This is a genomic window from Desulforhopalus sp. IMCC35007, assembly GCF_005116575.1.
Taxonomy (GTDB): domain Bacteria; phylum Desulfobacterota; class Desulfobulbia; order Desulfobulbales; family Desulfocapsaceae; genus Desulforhopalus_A.
This window is the reverse complement of sequence record NZ_SWCN01000016.1, coordinates 72275-88899: the sequence shown is the minus strand read 5'-3', so window position 1 is coordinate 88899 and position 16625 is coordinate 72275. Positions and strand designations below refer to the sequence as shown.

Genomic DNA, 16625 nt, shown 5'->3' with positions numbered 1-16625 from the left:
GGTAAGTCTTACCGAGGGAAACCAGTGAGAGGTAAAAATTCATGCACGTTTCGAAAGGGGTTTGAAAGGAAAAAATATCCTGGCTAGCGGACCAAGAGGAGTCAAAAGATGCTCTATCTGTTTGATATCAGATCGCTCTCTGTAATTTCAAGTATCATCAGCCTGATCCTCTGTATTTGCATGATCTATGTGTCTCGGACCCGCAAAATATACAACGGCTTTATGCAATGGACAATCGCCTCCATTCTCTACTGTTTCGCTCTGGCATTTATGGGCTTTAGAAATGTCCTGCCCGACTTCCTTTCAATTATTGTTGCAAACACCCTTCTCATTACAGGTAAAGGACTTATAGCATACGGATTGGAACTTTTTACAAATAGTACCAGGAGAATATGGCTGTTTCTATCCCTTACCCTATCAATGGTTATATTGTTTATCTATTTCACCTATTTCTCTCCAGATGTAAACGCGCGCATAGTTATTGTTTCGACCACTATGGCAATACTCTGTGGATATTCTGGCTATATCGTCCACAAGAATGTTCCACGCTTGATCGATGGTCAAAACAGATTTCTAGTGGCTGTCTTCAGCATCCAGACTCTCTGGCTCATCTTACGCATTGTCCAAACAGCATTTGTGGAGAGTCCCATCGTTGATTTTATCAACGCGTCAGCCTTTCACGGCATAACTGTAATTCTTTTTTTCGGTGGAAACATATTCCTTGTCATTGGTCTTATTGTCCTCAACTTTCAAAGGGTTGAGTATGACTTGTCGGCCGCAATGGCGGAGCTCAAAACATTAAAGGGAATTGTTCCCATCTGTTCATACTGTAAGAACATCAGGGACGATAAAGGCTTCTGGAGTCAGGTTGAAGCATATGTAACCAAACACACCGAAGCTGAATTCAGCCATAGTATTTGTCCTCAATGCATCGCAAAGCACTACCCAGAATATGAGGATCAGATAACGGATAAAGACATATAAGTGGTTGGGAAATTGCATGTTTTCATACTTGTCCAGCTAAGTCTTACATGGAGATTCCTTAACAACTGTGTGCTATTATCGTTCCCAATTTATATTGTTGCCAGGTTGAACACACAATTCATCCATTATCATCGTTTATTATATGATTTTATACAATTTTTCCATATATTACACTATTGGATTTTCCATAGGGGATTATGGAGCAAGAAATCAGGCTACCTCGCCATGCAGTTTTTGCAGGAAATATTCGTGAGGTTTATGAACCCCATTCATGGCATTGTGTGGGAAAAGCCAGCTATCCAACAAGATCCCAGAGCCAATGAGCGGCACAGCAAAATAAGCGTTGGGAATTTCAGGGCAAAGTTGCACATGATGAAATCCGTTTATTATATACAGGGCGCTCTGTATCACACCTTTTCCGCTACGGACAACAAAGCGCTATTTCTGGAATTGGACTGCAGGCGACCAGTTTTTCCAGCAGACCCTGCGGATCGCCCTACCGCGCCCGCTGAACTCAACCTTTGCAGCTGCAAGCAATTTATTTCTAACAAAAAAATATAGAGAACGACATGGAAATTAATGAACTTATAAAATCATTGGAAATTTATGATGAAAATTATAAACGCGATGAAATTGAGGCTGCACTCGCTCAACGTGAAGAGATCACACCTCACTTAATATCAGTATTAGAAAAAGTACTCCAAGATCCTGAAAAATATGCTGATCGCGACAGTGATTATTGGGGTCACATATACGCCTTTATGATATTGGGCCATTTTTGCGAAACTAAAGCCCATGACGTAATAGTTGATCTGTTTAGCCTGCCAGATGATCTGCCCAGCGATTTATTCGGAGATTCTCTGACAGTCGACCTACCCATTGTGCTTCTTCGAACATGTGGAGGCAATATTGAGCGAATCAAGGAATTAATATTAAACGAAAGTGCATATGATTATTGTCGAGGGTCAGGACTTGAAGCATTGTCTTATGCATTGATTGAAGGCTATATAACCCGTGAAGAAATTTTGTCCTTTTATCAGGAATTATTCTCTCTAGAAGAGCCTCCGCAGTCCGCCTTTCATGATATATTGGCAACTTGTGTATACGATATCTATCCAGAAGAATTGATGGAGACAATTGAAAAAGCATACGATGAAGGGTTAGTTAACCCCGGCCATATCCGTTATGAAGATTTCACTGAAGTATTAAAGAGCAGTAAGGAAAAATGTTTAGATAGACTTAAGGCTGAGCTGCAAAAAAGACAATTGGACAACCTCCATGAGAGGATGTCCTGGTGGGCATGTTTTAAACAACCCCAGGGATCCTTATCAGGCAACTCATCAGTCAAATCACTGAAAAACAGTCCAAAACTGGATAAGAGACACAAAAAGTCAAAGAGAAAACAGTCGAAAGCATCGAAAAAAGGAAATCGAAAAAGGAAGAAATAATAACGAATCGCCCAACCGACCAAAGCAGTCAGCAGAAATGAGGGTAGTCGATTTTCGTTACGATTTGGTCATTGATCACATTAAGCGCTATCTAACCGACGCTAAATTCTGTATTGTGATGATTGCGCTCTGAATTTTATGGCACATGACATTTTTTCGCTAACTCAATATTTTATGGTTAAATTATCCATTAATCCTCCTCTTTTGCGGACCCAATATTTATATGAAAACATTTCAATGTAATTGCAAAGATCAGCCAACTTTATTTTTTGAAAGTAACCTTTGCATTGCTTGCGGCAGAACTGTTGGATTTGATGACGAATTTAACCAGGTGGAGCCTTATGAGCTTGATGAAGCAAACGGGCATTTTTTCAAGGCGGCAGATCCTGAGATCCGTTATCAAAAATGTGATAACAATGCTCAATTCAAAGCCTGTAATGGCATGGTTAATTTAAACACCTTTGTACCCGTTGCCGGTAAAGATGAAGTGTTGTGTTTTGCCTGTCGTTTTAACGAAACCATTCCGGATTTATCCATTGTTGAACACATTCCCTTATGGAAAAAAATGGAGGCGGCCAAACGTCGCGCATTATATACCTTAAACGCATTACCCGTCCCGTTGCGAACTATCAGTCAGGATCCAGAAAGCGGTTTAAGTTTTGATTTTATTACCGATCGTAACGTCAAAGATCACTTTGCCAGCAAATTAACACATCATGAAGCGGTGTTTACCGGTCACGATTGCGGACACATAACAATTAACCTCGCCGAAGCCGATGACGTCGCCCGATCGAGTACAAAGATCGCCATGGGTGAACATTATCGTACATTGCTTGGACATTTTCGCCACGAACTCGGCCATTATTATTTTGACCAGTTAATAGCAAACTCTCCGGAAAAACACGCCTTATGTAAACAATACTTTGGTGACGATGAATTGGATTATCAAAAAGCAATGGATCACCATTACAAGAACGGTGCACCAGAAAATTGGCACAAAACGTTTATTAGCGAATATGCCACCATGCATCCCTATGAAGACTGGGCAGAAACCTGGGCACATTACATGCACATCATCGACACGTTAGAGACAGCGCAGAATTTTTCCATCACAGGTTCAACTTCGGGCAATACAGCTGATAATGAAGAAGTTGGCGAATTGGAATTACCTCAAGACCATTACTATTTTTCTGTGCAGACACCGATCTCCAATATTTTGGATACCTGGATGGATTTCTCTGTGATTCTCAATTCATTAAACCGCAGTATGGGGCTGGATGATGCCTATCCGTTTGTGTTAACGCAGCCAGTAAGGACAAAACTATCATTTATTCATCATGCCATTCACAACAGGTTAAATCGGTTACCTGCATTGGTACTGGATGAAGACAATGATTCACCAAAAGATAAAACAAAAAGCTGATAGCAAATAGCCATGGTCACTCTATGCCGGCGTTTACCTCCGGCATTCAGAGAGCACTCATCAAAGCTGAGGGGCGTCGGCTTTTGACGCACATTCGTTCAGCTCTGTCAGGAACCGCACACTCTCTGCCTATTTTTCCTTCTTTATGGCAATACAGACCACTTTCCTGAAAGTATTGAGGAGAAGCCTGTTTACTTTTATTGTGCACAACCCCCCTTGCCAGGGGCAGTCGTCTTTGATGATACTTTCGTCGTCATCCCCTTTGACCTGCAAAAGCAATTACTGAGAGAAATAATTACTTGGGATTGTTTCCAACGGGCCTTGACTGCCTTAATCTCTGTTATACCGTTTTTTTAGATCAACATAGCTGAGTCGAACTTCTCAACAAGGTGCTCCTATGGACGAATCAAACGACCTTGATCACTTGATTTTCTTGAAAGATGGAACGACGACAACAGATCCAAGGTTAGATCGTGTTGATGAAAAAGATCCACAATCACGTCATTTTTCTGTTTCCACAGTTATCCCCGAAAAGAGACGCAATAAACTACGTTCGTATACCTGGCACCCTGGAACAACGTTAAACCAAGGACGCGATGGCGCCTGTGTAGGCTTCGCCTGGGCCCATGAACTGAGTGCGCGTCCTGCAGAAGTAAAAAATATCAGTGTTTTTTTTGCCAAAGAAGAAATTTATTTTAGAGCACAGATGATTGATCGTTTCCCTGGCGGTGCCTATCCAGGGGCATTTCCTTTTGTCGAGGGTACATCCGTGCTTGCCGCAGCAAAGGTGGTAAAATCACTTGGCTACATCCGAGAATACCGCTGGGCTTTTAACTTCCTGGATCTGGTCGTGGCCGTGGGATATATGGGCCCGGTTGTTTTTGGTTGTGCCTGGTACAGCAATATGGACAAACCAGATAAGGAGGGATTTGTAATTCCGGCCGGGAGTTTATCTGGAAAACACTGCGTTTTACTCTACGCGGTAAAAATTATTCGAACCAACAGCGGTGATCTCGATTTTCAAAGATCATATTTTACGTTTCAAAATTCCTGGGGACCTGATTGGGGGCAAGGGGGGACAGGAAAACTGAAGTTTTCTGATGTTCAAAGTCTCTGGGATGGCGCAGAAACCTGCATTCCTGTCGGCAGGTCTCGCAATCCTCACCTGGAAGTCAATAGCAGTCGCTGATATTGATTTTCATAAGTTCAAATACGGAGGAAAAAACATGCCGAATTCAACAACATTCACACCTTTTCCACGTAGGGATTTCATACCCGATCCCATCACCATGCCAAAGCCTGAGAGATTACGCTATCTCATTGAAACACACGTTAAATTAAAGAAAAACTACAGGGATAGCTACAAAAGGGTGGTTGGCATCATCGAAACGGTAGAAGAGAATAGAGAAATCAGTCTGGGTACACTCACACCCGCTCAAAAAACCACCCTATTAGAACGGTTGAAGGAGAGTAGAAATGAAATTGCAAAATTCCACACCCAGGCCTTGCTGGTCTTTGAAAATATGGCCAATGAATTGGCGCCAGGAACCTTTCCGATAAATGATACCCCCACGACTTCAGGTGATTTTTGGTCCTGGGTTGATAGAGCTCTTGAATGGTTGGCAGATTTATTCCGTGAAGTAGGTGATGTGCTTGAACATCTGGGCTGGGAAGATGGTGCTGATGCCTGTGACTGGCTTGCGGACAGAACTGATGATGGTCGACAGTGGATTGACGAAAACAGGCCAAGATAATCTTTAAACCGCATTGAAAGTTCACCCTGTATACCTTATGGGAGGCGAGATGGCTTTTACTGATTTACATAACAATTATACCCTGTACCTGTCTCCCTCCCTGCGGGGTGCTACGGATACCATTCGCGAACCACTCATGGCGTTTCTTGGCGAATCCAGGTTTGTCCACTTGTGTAGCCAGCAGGTTGCCGATAATAAAATTGTCGACGCACTGGCAGATCTGGAAAACAAACGAAATGGCAGGGCCAAAGTGCTGATAGAATCGGATTATATCTATGAACGAAAACCCTTAGCAGGATCATTGATCTGGGAGATGCAGGGGGAAAGGGAGCAAAACCGTCAATGTCTTCTTGCCATGATGCGAGGTGGGGTTGAGGTGCGAGCTGACCAGATCAAAGGTGCTTTGCAGCATACCAACCTCATTCTTTCTGAAAAAGAGGACGGAGGCAAACTCATCTTTGTCACCTCAGCCAACTTGTCACCTGGCAGCATCGGTACACATTACAACTGGGGTATTGTCCTCAATAATCCTCCTTTTTTTGATGCAGCGCAAAGGTTGTTTAATAACAGTTGGGATGGGGATTTCCGAGATGCATTTTTTTCCCATGAAGCTAAATTTGCAAAGGAGGTCCTCGCCTGTGCCGCCGGAGCAAACGGACAGGCGACAGACCTCGCAGAGGAATGCATTGACAAGGCAGAAGAATATATTTGTTTTGCCTATTTTAATCTTTCGACAGATTCACGGGTTGATAAAGCCCTGAGAGGAGCCATTGAAAGGGGGGTACGAGTGTATGGAGTGGTTGATGGTGATCAAGCCGGAACCAGTTGGGATGCCGTTCCCCAACTCCGAAAAATCGGGGTGGATGTACGATATTACCCTGGGGTCTTGACTGGAGCGCTAGGACGGATGCATTATAAAATGCTTTCCGTTGACGGCAAACTCACTCATGTCACTACCGCAAACGCTTCCCACGCAGCAGAAGATTCTTTTGAATTCGGCTTGACTATAATAAGCCAAATTACCCAGAACATTTCACATTTTATCCAAAGCGAAATCGATCGTCTCATGCAAAACGCCAGAGTTCCACAGGAGGACACATGAGTCAACACTCTTTAATTTTCTGGAATATCCAACGGTTATTTGGCTCTCAAGGCAGCCCTATTGAGCACGCCTTATCCGGCGGTGAGGCTGCTCCTGCCGACACCTCAAAAAAAATTACAGTCATTGCTGCCGTAATCGATCAGATCAGCCGACAGTCTGGCACACCGCTTCTTATTGGATTTGCAGAAATTGAAAATGTTGAGCTGTGCCAAAGGATCGCGGACAACCTTGCAACCGCGGAAATGACGGCTGTAGAATTTATGCGCGAAGATGAAACAGGGTTTGCTCTGGATGGTCTAAATATTGGGCTTCTCGTAAATAAAGCTGTGGTAAAAGGAGTCAGCAAACTTCGCTCCCACGTCATCGACCGCAAATATATCACGCGCGACATACTTGAGTGTGATTTACAGCTCTCCCATGACAAAACACTGTCCGTTCTCGTCAATCACTGGCCGTCCCGAATGGTGAGTGAAGCATCAGGGCAGAGAATAAGCGCGGCAATCTATGTAAACAACCTCATTCGCGCCAAAGCGAGATTCACTCTTCAGGAAATGTGGGATCCCCAAACGAAATCTCTGACGGTGCCAAGCGATGCCGATATCAGCAAGCGTGCTTTGACGCCTGTTGTTGTTATGGGTGATTTTAACGATGAAATGTTTGATGCGTCTATAGAGCTCCTTGGGTCGACAAATGACACAGAAGTTGTGCTGGCAGACGAAAAAGTCAGAGGAAACACCAAAAAAGCAAGATTTCAATCATATATGAAACACTCACCTGCCATCTTTAATCCCTTCTGGCAGCATATTGGAGGAGTAGGTTCCTATTACAGAACACCTCGGTGGAGATTTTATGATCAGATTATGATGAGCAAGGGATTACTCGATTCATCATTCAAACCGTTTTACGAGACGGGCTCGTCAACCATATTTAACGAACGAACCACGCAACTTCAAGATGGCAGTACCTATGAAATCACCAACAGAAATGGGAAACCCATCCCTTTTGACAAGGAAAAACAGCGGGGTTGTTCCGATCATTTTCCCGTTGCAATCAGCATCGAATTATAGTCGCAGCGCTTTCTCTATCTCCCGGAAACAGGGATGAAGTTTACAATACGTATAAAACTGATACATTTCATTAACCGATCTCAGACCAACAGTATCAGTCTCTACCGCTCCTCACTCATATCCCCTCAATGATAAAAATCTTGAGCCTTATTCTGTGGTGAACTACACTCAAAGAATATTCATTTTTGTCTGAGCATAAGGCAGGGACAGAAGTGAGACAGACCAAGGCATAGTAGGGCTCAATTGGATCATTATCCTGTGACTGATGGCATATATCATTTACTTTGGGATTTGAACGCTGGGAAATGGAACATATAAAACACATTATTTTTGATCTTGGGGGAGTTATTATCGAGTTGGGTGGCACACCTCTTCCTGAAGATCTTTTCCCTCTGGGTATCAGGGTGTCGGTGCACGAATGGTTCAAGCTGCCCATTGCCCACGAGTTTGAAAGAGGCCACGTGAGTTCTGAAGAGCTGGCGGCAGAATTTATCCAACATTTCAGGTTAAAAATATCCCCGGACGAATTTATCATTAACTTTGCCCAATGGCCCAAAAGGGTATATCCGGGAGCCATTGATCTGTTAGAAGCATTGAAAGAAAAGTTTACACTGTCTATTCTTTCCAACTGTAATGAGATTCATTGGCCAAGAATGAAAAATGATTTCGACATCCTGAGATATTTTGACCATGCTTTTTCTTCCCATATTGTGGGATTAACAAAGCCAGACATCAGGATATTTGAATATGTCGTCAAACAATTAGATGCTGATCCGGATCAGGTTCTGTTTCTAGACGATAATGCTGAAAATATCCAAAGTGCTCAAAAGACGGGCATACACGCTGTACAAGTAAAAGGAATCAAAGGTGTGATAACAAGCCTGAGGTCGTTACATTTATACGAATAACATTAAGATTTAAATGGCTAACTTCACAGCACGCCATCAGCCTTGCAAGCTTTTTTCTGTCAGTCAGCAAGGGCACTTTTACAAAGATGACTGCGCTTTTATTTTGACCATAGCTTCAATGGGTAAAAGATGATGATAATCCTCAAAGCGTTGGGCATTTGGGTGTTGATGGCCATTGCTGCCATTGTAAACGGGGGACTCAGGGACAGAGTTATTGCAAAAGTTATCGGAGACCACATTGCCCTGCCACTCAGTGGCGTATCCCTCTCGATAATTATTTTAATTATTGTATATTTTACAATTGCAGCTTTTGGTACAATATCAGCTACTACCTATAGGATGATTGGTTTGTACTGGCTGATGATCACAGTCATTGTTGAGTTTGGCTTTGGTCACTACATTGGTGGCAGGCCATGGAGTGAGCTGTTTCAGGTATTGAATATCACAACAGGCAACTTGTTCCTGCTGGTCCTGATTGTAACAACTCTATCGCCCTGGCTGGTCGCAAAACTGAAAGGTCTTATTTGAGAGTACCATAAAGCGTAGAGTATACCAGCTTCTGCCATGTTGTTGATTCCTCAAGGACAGGTAGTGAGCAGGTTCATACAGGCCTCCAGGTTCACCATGACCTTCAGTGGCCCACCCCAATGAGTTGTTTTACGTGTTCAGGAGGATCAAAATATATGAAATATCCAATAGAAGGCTCCTGCCAATGTGGTCAGGTCACATATAAACTGCATGAAGCCCCCAAAATAGTCATGGCCTGTCACTGTACCGAATGTCAAAAACTCGCGACAGGTCCGTTCAGTGTTACAGCGGTCGTAGCAGCTGGTGCTATAGAGTTTAGTGGGGACCTCAAAGAATGGAGCAGAATCGCAGATAGTGGAAACATAAACATTGCCAAATTCTGTCCTGACTGTGGAAACAGAATTTATCATTATAATCCGGCTGATACAGCGACGGTAAAACTAAAACTCAAGCCGGTGCACATAGAAGATGACACCATCTTCCAACCAACTGTGCATATCTGGGTATCTGAAAAACAAAGTTGGTATGAGATTCCAGAGGGTGTGAAGGTCTTTGATAAAGGGCCTTGAGTTTCATATAGGAAATCTGGTCGACCTACAGCCACACCCCATTCCAGATCTTTTTATTTGCTTCTACTGCACATTGTTCGAAATCAGGGTTAACCAGAGAGGCAGGTAGCCTGACAAGTAGCGAAAAACATCGCCATCTATCTGTAAATAAGGAGGAAATATGCATCAAGTCATGATACATCCGGCAACATACGAAAACTGCCGGGAAGCTGTAGACCGGGCCTTTGAACTTTTCCCCCAGAATATTGCCGGAAAAAAGGTTGTCATCAAACCAAACGTACTCCGGACATCAAAAGCCGAAGAGCATATCGTCACAAACCCTGCCCTCTTACGTGCTGTTATTGACAAGGTCGAAGAGCTCTCCCCGCTTGAAATTATTGTAGGCGATAATCCCGGCTTGTTTAATTACGGTGATAATGAAAACAGCTTTAAACACACCGGCCTGATGGAGGCTGCAAAAGGGTATTACAAAAACCTTGGCGACTCCACACAACACCTTGACTTTAACCCTGATTTCATGGCTGAGATAGGGGTTTCAAAAGCAATTATGGACGCGGATATCCTCATCAGTCTGCCCAAATTCAAGACCCATGGTCTTACCGTTTTGACTGGGGCCATCAAAAACAGCTATGGCATCCTGCCTGGCGGCCAAAAAGCACGACTACACCAGCTTGCAGGTACACCGGAGCGTTTTCATGAGGTGATAGTTGAGGTTTTTCGCCTGCGGGTCCCGGATCTTTTCATCATGGACGCCGTGGTGGGAATGGAAGGAAATGGTCCAGCTTCACCTGAACTGAGAGAGATCGGCCTGGTCCTCGCCGCAGCTAATGCCGTGGCCCTTGATGCAGTTGTTGCCCGGATGATGGGTGTTGCCCCGGAACGTCTGCGTTTTCTGCAAAAAGCAAGAGAGTTTGGCCTGGGTGATTTTGCCTCTGATACGATTGAAATTGTTGGGGAAATGCAGGTTCTCTCCAACTTCAAGCTCCCACCCTTAGGCGGTGATGCTATTGCAGGAAACCAGGCAATTCAGCAATTAATGAACAGCAAGGCCAATGTTACCCCCAAGGCCGACCCGGAACTCTGTACAGCCTGCGGCGCCTGCGTCGACCACTGCCCCGTGTCTGCACTCACCATGCAGGAAACCGTTCCGGTGGTCGATGCCAACACCTGTATCGCCTGTTTCTGCTGCCAGGAAATCTGCCCTGAAAAGGCAATGAGGCTGAGTTAAGGTATCAGCATTGCCGGGAAAAGTATACAGGATCGGTAAGGAAGTTTAGCAGCTCATACAAAGCCGCTATGGTTACCCTTTTTAACTCAAACAGGGAAGATTTATGACCCACAAAGAACAATGTGAAAAACATGGGGAAGTCTGCGTCTGGATCGTCTGTAAACATGTGGGCTCTGGTACTGCCGATACCGTTGTGTTCAGCGAGAATCAGGACGCCTTATGTTTTGAATGTGCTGATAATTTTCAGGCACTCACCGAGCAGAACGTGGTTGCCATGTGTGAAGAATGTCTGAAGGATTTCACGGCAAAACTGATGATAAACTCAACCAGCTTTGCCGATTTGAAAAACCGGATCGCAGGCATTGAACACCTCAAGAGAAAAAACGGCTAACCTCGGCCTTCTGAATATAACCCCTATTTTTTCTGATCCCATCATGCCATCCTCTCCAATCCGGCGATTTTTCTTTCCTGCGTTGACTAAAAGATTTTTTCTTCGCCTTCTTTTACTCAGCCTTGCCTGCTATATAATTTTTGGCCATATCCTCATTCCTCTTCGGATACAGGGAATGAGCATGGAACCGACCTACCAGGACGGATCTTATGCCCTCTGCTGGCGGCTGCAATTTCTATTGTCACCACCCAAACGTTTTGATGTGGTAACGGTACGCTTTTCCGGCAGACGGGTGATGTTACTCAAACGTGTTGTTGCCCTTGTAGGAGAGACGGTAGAGTTTCGAAACGGACTCTTGTACGTCAACGGAAATCCGGTAGAGGAACCTTACGTCCACTATCGTTCTGACTGGCAACTCCCTCAAAGAACGGTGGCACCTGGACACATATATGTTGTCGGTGATAACCGCGGAACACCCATGGCCCGCCATCAGTTTGGAGAGGTAAATATGAACCGTATTGTCGGAGGTGTATTACCGTGAATAATAAAACAGTGGTTCTCATTCTTGCTATCGTCCTCATGGTTGGTGGCGCAATCTTCTTTCTGCCCAGCGATGAAAAAAAGATTCGCAACAATCTGGACTCACTGGGGGAGTACTGTTCAACGGTGAAAGATGAGCCACTTCTGGACGCCCTGCAAAAAGTGACTTTCGCGGCAAAACTCTGCACAGATCCCTGCAAAGTGCATATTGAATCATCTCAAATCGACCATGAATTCGGACAAAAGGAGATCACTGACCGCCTTCTCATGCTCAAAAAGAGATTATCCAACACAACATTCAGTTTTGAGGATACTTTTGTAGATATTCCAGGTGATAACAGGGCTGAGGTGACGACCACCCTCCGTCTCAACGGGGAATCCGTGAACGGCCGGTTTACTGACGCCTACGAAATACAGATCTCAGTCGAAAAACAGGATGGCGACTGGCTGTTTTCCTCTTTTACTGTGGTCGAATTTATGAAAAAATAAAGAGAAAGGCTTGATAAAGTCATTTGTTGAAATCGTGTTTTCTTCTCATGGCATAATACTCACCAAACCAGAACATAATGATACGAATGGCCTGCTCCCAAGTTTTATTTCCACTCAGAGACATTATTCTGAGTTCATTCTTATTCCAGAAAAAACCTGTACTTCATTTTTAGGCTCTTTTGAAGCTGGTTTGTTCATTTGTTCGTTGTGAATAGAGTTCGTTAGGAGTATCTTTCCTGAAAAATCTTATCCCGTTGACTGGGGTACGATATTGAGGACACCAGAAAATTTGTGGATTATTTTCAATATCTGAAAAACTCGTTGAGATTATTTTTGGGCATCTGGTTTTTTTTCAGAAGCCCAGATCCAGAAAAGAAAATACAATTCCAAGCCCTTAAATCTTTGCGATGCCAATTTACTCTATCTTTCTCAGTAACCCATAAATTTAGACGAGAGGACCACCATGCCAAAGTATTTAATCGAACGAGAAATCCCAGGTGCAGGCAAACTAACACCCGCAGAATTGCTGGGTATTTCACAAAAATCATGTGGAGTGCTGGAAGAAATGGGCCCACAAATTCAGTGGGTAGAGAGCTTTGTTACAGAGGATAAAATCTATTGCATCTACATCGCTCCAAACGAGGACATGGTGCAGGAGCACGCTCAAAAAGGAGGGTTCCCAGCAAATCGTATCAGTGAAATTAAGTCAATGATTGATCCAACCACCGCTGAAGGCTGATCTTTCCACTACGACAATGAGGTGTACAGAAGTATACCTCATATAAAATGCTGCATCTCTCCTGCTGGGCCTACAGGCCCATTAAAGACAAACCTTATCCCATATTTCATGACGCAAAGCATAGTCCCCGACGGCAGGCCTGTCCCTACCTGCCCACGTTGAGTAACCCGAAAAATTCATGGGAATCTGCGCTCCTCAGCCTCTCTTTATCTTATCTTCACCTGAGCAATCTATAATACGAACCATCTCACTGTTTTTTTTGCTGCAATTATTGGAAAGTATTTTATGTAAAGGACGTAATAGCCATGTTAAACAAGGACCTGCTCACAGGCCTCGCCTTATCCACGCTGCTCTGCTGTCAACCCGCCAATGCCACTGAACTTCAGATGGAGGTCCACGGCCAGCCAAATCTTCTTTCTGCCAAAAGTGCCGATACAGCTCCCGTCTCCCATACAGAAGTTGCCGGTCCTTCACCGGAAAATAGCAGTTGGTGGACAGCACAATCAAAAGAACAAAAATTACTTTACACAAATCTCACCGCAGCTACTGCCATAGGAATATGGGGGCTGGCAACATGGGATTATGGCTCTGCCGGATTTCATAAATCCCATGAAGGTGGTTTTGAATATACTTCTAAATATGGCGGTGCTGACAAACTCGGCCATTTCTGGGCCACCTACACCTTTTCAGATGGACTGACCGGGCTCTATAAAAACTGGGGCTATAGCTCAGCTAAAGCCAACAGATATGCCGCCTTATCAGCATGGACTGTTCAGATGTTTATGGAACTTGGTGACGCAACCAGCGAAACCCAGGGTTTTGACTGGGGCGATGTTGCTATGAATACAGCAGGGGCCTTGACGAGTATGTTGACGGAAAAGTATCCGGAACTTGACAGGAAGATCGATTTCAGAGTTGAGTATATATTTAATGTGCCAATTAATGGAATCTTCGATGACTACTCAAATCAGTATTATTCCATGGTGCTGAAACTCGATGGTTTTGATCTGTTTCAAGATAGCTTTCTCAAATGGGTTGAGATTTCAGGGGGATATTATACAAGAGGATATGAGGACGAAGATGAAGAGAATACAAGATCACTCTATGCGGGTATCAGCCTTAACTTTTCCAGACTCTTTGAACAACATAACTACCATAAGACAGCTCAGGTGCTTGAGTATATACAGATTCCATACACCGTCCCCAAACTGTCCCATGATTTAGACTGAATGCAACCTGAGATGAGAACCATCGCCAATGGTAACCAGGTTATTCCTGTAGAATGCAATTTCAGAATTACCACACCACATTACGACCCTTGCCTAAATAGAGCCATGTTTTAATTGGCCTAAAACTATGCACATACTTTTAGTAGAAGATGAACCGGAACTCCTGGATAAGCTGCGGAGCCTGCTGGAGAGTGAAAATTACACCGTCGAATCAAGTATGGACGGTGAGGATGCTCTTGACAAGATATGGAATGAAAACCACGACTTGATCTTGCTCGACATCATGCTTCCACACCTTGACGGGTTAGAGGTTTTAAAAAGTATCAGAGAATCAGCTATCAAGACCCCCGTTCTTATGCTGACAGCCAAAGGCGATGTGGAAGACAAGGTTCGAGGCCTTAATCTGGGTGCCGACGATTATTTAGCCAAACCTTTTTCCGTAGCTGAACTGCTTGCAAGGGTAAGGGCTCTTTTGAGAAGAGGGACGGAAGCCAACCCCATTATCGAGTGTGGCGATATCACTCTGAACACCGTAAACCGCGTTGTGACCAAAAACGGCGAACCGATAAACCTTACCTCAAAGGAATTTTCAATATTGGAGTTTTTTCTCCACAATCGGGGAAGGATTCTCTCCCGCTATGTCATTGCAGAACACATCTGGGGCGAAGACTTTGACCCCTTTGCAATGTCCAATGTGGTCAACGTCCATATTAAAAATCTGCGGAAAAAACTCCAGCCAGAGGGGCAGGAAAATATTATCAAAACCGTGAGATATGCCGGATATATAATCGACAGATAACAATAAAGGATGAAAGCCCGAACAAAAATCACTCTCTGGACCACCTCCTTTGCCCTTGTGGTCGCCATTGCTTTTTCAGGTTTTGTCTTATATGAACTCATGGAACAGCCATTTCGACTTATTGACAGGGAGCTGGCCGACGTTCGCGATTTTACGACCCCATTGCTTACAAAAACAGCATCTCCCCCGGAACAGCCGATAACTATCGATCAACACCCGTTTGACAGGTTCTGGGTTACAGTGACAGATGAGCAAAATAGACCACTGCTCACGACAGAGATGACACAATTCGTCACAATTCCAGCAAAGAGCAATGAACATTTCTATTTTGAAAAAAAGCCACTTGCCCTGGAACATATCTATATGGCTGATGAAGATAAAGAGGACGTTGACGACCTCTCCAATGGGTTGGTCACCTTTCGGGTAATGCAGGAAGATCTCAGGGTAAATGGCACCCTCTATCACATACTCATCGCCAAGCCAATACCAATTCTTGTACACGAGATCTATGAACTCGTCATAGAAATTTGCTGCTGGTTACTCCTCTGCACAATAGTTGCAGTGGTGGTAAGTTATTACCTGGCCGGAAAAATATTGGAACCGCTTGCCCAAATCAATACCCTCATCAAAGAAATCAGTGATGTTTCATTGCACAAAAGAATTCCTCTTGGAAAAAACCAGGATGAACTCCAAACGCTCTCATCGTCCTTAAACAAGATGTTTGATCGTTTACAATTCTCCTTTGACCGTCAGAAAGAATACATTGGCAACGCTTCACATGAACTCAAAAGTCCCCTGACAATTCTTATGCTGGGTCATGAGAAACTTCTCTCCGAACCACTTTCTGAAATAGCCCGGTCTGGCCTAGAAAAGCAGCTCAACACCCTTCGTCGTCTGTCAAAACTGGTACGCAACCTCCTTGAAATTTCCCGTCTTGAACAGCAGGATTCGTTCACCAGGGAACAGATCAACCTTGAAGAGCTCGCTCAACATCTGATCGTTGAATTTGAGGAAATTATAAACGACAAAAATATCACCCTTCATTGCAATGTACAGCCCGCCCGGATTATCGGTGATTCCGAAAAAATACTCAGGATGCTCATCAATCTTCTGGACAATGCCATAAAGTATAACATTGCAAACGCAGGAGAAATCTGGCTCAGCATAAAAACTATAGAAAATACAGTCCAAGTGACAATCGTAAATACCGGTGCCTCCATTCCAAAAGAGAGTCTGCCAAAAATTTTTGATCAGTTTTATCGTGTTGAAAAATCTCGATCAGTAAAATATGGCGGTGCCGGTTTGGGCCTTACAATCGTGAAAAAAATAGCCGATCTACACAAGGGCTCTATTACAGTATCCAGTACTCCGGATGGTCTCACAGAATTTTCCATCTGCTTTCCTGCAACACATTTATAATTCCCCAC

General features: G+C 44.0%; 18 protein-coding genes. All 18 read left to right on the top strand.

Annotated features, from left to right (window positions below):
- Positions 1-108 precede the first annotated feature (108 nt).
- The 18 genes from FCL48_RS16535 (at position 109) to FCL48_RS16450 (ending at position 16617) form a co-directional block, all read left to right on the top strand.
- A complete protein-coding gene (locus tag FCL48_RS16535; RefSeq protein WP_136873642.1) occupies positions 109-984 on the top strand; it encodes a hypothetical protein in 876 nt (291 codons plus the stop codon).
- Positions 985-1553: 569 nt separating this feature from the next.
- Positions 1554-2432 (top strand): DUF1186 domain-containing protein, encoded by an 879-nt coding sequence (locus FCL48_RS16530; RefSeq protein WP_136873640.1) that lies wholly within the window; start codon positions 1554-1556, stop codon positions 2430-2432.
- 223 nt (positions 2433-2655) lie between these two features.
- Positions 2656-3855, top strand: coding sequence for a putative zinc-binding metallopeptidase (locus FCL48_RS16525; RefSeq protein ID WP_136873638.1), 1200 nt, complete (start codon positions 2656-2658; stop codon positions 3853-3855).
- A gap of 397 nt (positions 3856-4252) precedes the next feature.
- Positions 4253-5044 carry a hypothetical protein gene (locus tag FCL48_RS16520; RefSeq protein WP_136873636.1) on the top strand — a complete coding sequence of 264 codons (792 nt, stop codon included), beginning with the start codon at positions 4253-4255 and terminating at the stop codon, positions 5042-5044.
- Between the two features lie 37 nt (positions 5045-5081).
- Positions 5082-5609, top strand: a complete 528-nt coding sequence (locus FCL48_RS16515) for a hypothetical protein (protein WP_136873634.1) — start codon at positions 5082-5084, stop codon at positions 5607-5609.
- A 49-nt stretch (positions 5610-5658) separates the two neighbouring features.
- Positions 5659-6711, top strand: a complete 1053-nt coding sequence (locus tag FCL48_RS16510; protein WP_169309255.1) for a phosphatidylserine/phosphatidylglycerophosphate/cardiolipin synthase family protein — start codon at positions 5659-5661, stop codon at positions 6709-6711.
- Positions 6708-7778, top strand: a complete 1071-nt coding sequence (locus FCL48_RS16505) for a hypothetical protein (RefSeq protein ID WP_136873630.1) — start codon at positions 6708-6710, stop codon at positions 7776-7778. The genes FCL48_RS16510 and FCL48_RS16505 overlap by 4 nt, the downstream gene beginning before the upstream one ends.
- Positions 7779-8083: 305 nt before the next feature.
- Positions 8084-8686 carry an HAD family phosphatase gene (locus FCL48_RS16500; RefSeq protein ID WP_136873628.1) on the top strand — a complete coding sequence of 201 codons (603 nt, stop codon included), beginning with the start codon at positions 8084-8086 and terminating at the stop codon, positions 8684-8686.
- A 129-nt stretch (positions 8687-8815) separates the two neighbouring features.
- Positions 8816-9214 carry a hypothetical protein gene (locus FCL48_RS16495; protein WP_136873626.1) on the top strand — a complete coding sequence of 133 codons (399 nt, stop codon included), beginning with the start codon at positions 8816-8818 and terminating at the stop codon, positions 9212-9214.
- A gap of 155 nt (positions 9215-9369) precedes the next feature.
- Positions 9370-9783, top strand: coding sequence for a GFA family protein (locus FCL48_RS16490; RefSeq protein ID WP_136873624.1), 414 nt, complete (start codon positions 9370-9372; stop codon positions 9781-9783).
- 160 nt (positions 9784-9943) lie between these two features.
- Positions 9944-11011 carry a DUF362 domain-containing protein gene (locus FCL48_RS16485; RefSeq protein WP_136873622.1) on the top strand — a complete coding sequence of 356 codons (1068 nt, stop codon included), beginning with the start codon at positions 9944-9946 and terminating at the stop codon, positions 11009-11011.
- Positions 11012-11114: 103 nt separating this feature from the next.
- The gene (locus FCL48_RS16480) at positions 11115-11402 is read left to right on the top strand and encodes a hypothetical protein (protein WP_136873620.1); all 288 of its coding nucleotides are present in this window, start codon (positions 11115-11117) and stop codon (positions 11400-11402) included.
- Complete coding sequence (lepB, locus tag FCL48_RS16475) at positions 11374-11943, top strand: signal peptidase I (RefSeq protein WP_240744866.1); 570 nt, start codon at positions 11374-11376, stop codon at positions 11941-11943. The genes FCL48_RS16480 and lepB overlap by 29 nt, the downstream gene beginning before the upstream one ends.
- Positions 11940-12431: a hypothetical protein gene (locus tag FCL48_RS16470; RefSeq protein ID WP_136873616.1), complete on the top strand. Its 492-nt coding sequence runs from the start codon at positions 11940-11942 to the stop codon at positions 12429-12431. The genes lepB and FCL48_RS16470 overlap by 4 nt, the downstream gene beginning before the upstream one ends.
- A 463-nt stretch (positions 12432-12894) precedes the next feature.
- Entirely contained in the window at positions 12895-13170 is a 276-nt protein-coding gene (locus tag FCL48_RS16465) for a DUF4242 domain-containing protein (RefSeq protein ID WP_136873614.1), read from the top strand.
- 305 nt (positions 13171-13475) lie between these two features.
- On the top strand, positions 13476-14399 hold the full coding sequence (locus FCL48_RS16460) for a DUF2279 domain-containing protein (protein ID WP_136873612.1): 924 nt from the start codon (positions 13476-13478) through the stop codon (positions 14397-14399).
- Between the two features lie 127 nt (positions 14400-14526).
- Positions 14527-15198: a response regulator transcription factor gene (locus FCL48_RS16455; RefSeq protein ID WP_136873610.1), complete on the top strand. Its 672-nt coding sequence runs from the start codon at positions 14527-14529 to the stop codon at positions 15196-15198.
- Between the two features lie 9 nt (positions 15199-15207).
- Positions 15208-16617: a HAMP domain-containing sensor histidine kinase gene (locus FCL48_RS16450; protein WP_136873608.1), complete on the top strand. Its 1410-nt coding sequence runs from the start codon at positions 15208-15210 to the stop codon at positions 16615-16617.
- Positions 16618-16625: the final 8 nt, after the last annotated feature.

What these genes read in the sequence shown, in the direction of transcription:
- FCL48_RS16505 (WP_136873630.1), top strand. Translation starts at nt 6,708, where the DNA reads ATGAGTCAACACTCTTTAATTTTCTGGAATATCCAACGGTTATTTGGC.
- FCL48_RS16535 (WP_136873642.1), top strand. Translation starts at nt 109, where the DNA reads ATGCTCTATCTGTTTGATATCAGATCGCTCTCTGTAATTTCAAGTATC.
- FCL48_RS16500 (WP_136873628.1), top strand. Translation starts at nt 8,084, where the DNA reads ATGGAACATATAAAACACATTATTTTTGATCTTGGGGGAGTTATTATC.
- FCL48_RS16515 (WP_136873634.1), top strand. Translation starts at nt 5,082, where the DNA reads ATGCCGAATTCAACAACATTCACACCTTTTCCACGTAGGGATTTCATA.
- FCL48_RS16460 (WP_136873612.1), top strand. Translation starts at nt 13,476, where the DNA reads ATGTTAAACAAGGACCTGCTCACAGGCCTCGCCTTATCCACGCTGCTC.
- FCL48_RS16510 (WP_169309255.1), top strand. Translation starts at nt 5,659, where the DNA reads ATGGCTTTTACTGATTTACATAACAATTATACCCTGTACCTGTCTCCC.
- FCL48_RS16495 (WP_136873626.1), top strand. Translation starts at nt 8,816, where the DNA reads ATGATGATAATCCTCAAAGCGTTGGGCATTTGGGTGTTGATGGCCATT.
- FCL48_RS16530 (WP_136873640.1), top strand. Translation starts at nt 1,554, where the DNA reads ATGGAAATTAATGAACTTATAAAATCATTGGAAATTTATGATGAAAAT.
- FCL48_RS16455 (WP_136873610.1), top strand. Translation starts at nt 14,527, where the DNA reads ATGCACATACTTTTAGTAGAAGATGAACCGGAACTCCTGGATAAGCTG.
- FCL48_RS16480 (WP_136873620.1), top strand. Translation starts at nt 11,115, where the DNA reads ATGACCCACAAAGAACAATGTGAAAAACATGGGGAAGTCTGCGTCTGG.
- FCL48_RS16490 (WP_136873624.1), top strand. Translation starts at nt 9,370, where the DNA reads ATGAAATATCCAATAGAAGGCTCCTGCCAATGTGGTCAGGTCACATAT.
- FCL48_RS16485 (WP_136873622.1), top strand. Translation starts at nt 9,944, where the DNA reads ATGCATCAAGTCATGATACATCCGGCAACATACGAAAACTGCCGGGAA.
- FCL48_RS16450 (WP_136873608.1), top strand. Translation starts at nt 15,208, where the DNA reads ATGAAAGCCCGAACAAAAATCACTCTCTGGACCACCTCCTTTGCCCTT.
- FCL48_RS16520 (WP_136873636.1), top strand. Translation starts at nt 4,253, where the DNA reads ATGGACGAATCAAACGACCTTGATCACTTGATTTTCTTGAAAGATGGA.
- FCL48_RS16525 (WP_136873638.1), top strand. Translation starts at nt 2,656, where the DNA reads ATGAAAACATTTCAATGTAATTGCAAAGATCAGCCAACTTTATTTTTT.
- FCL48_RS16465 (WP_136873614.1), top strand. Translation starts at nt 12,895, where the DNA reads ATGCCAAAGTATTTAATCGAACGAGAAATCCCAGGTGCAGGCAAACTA.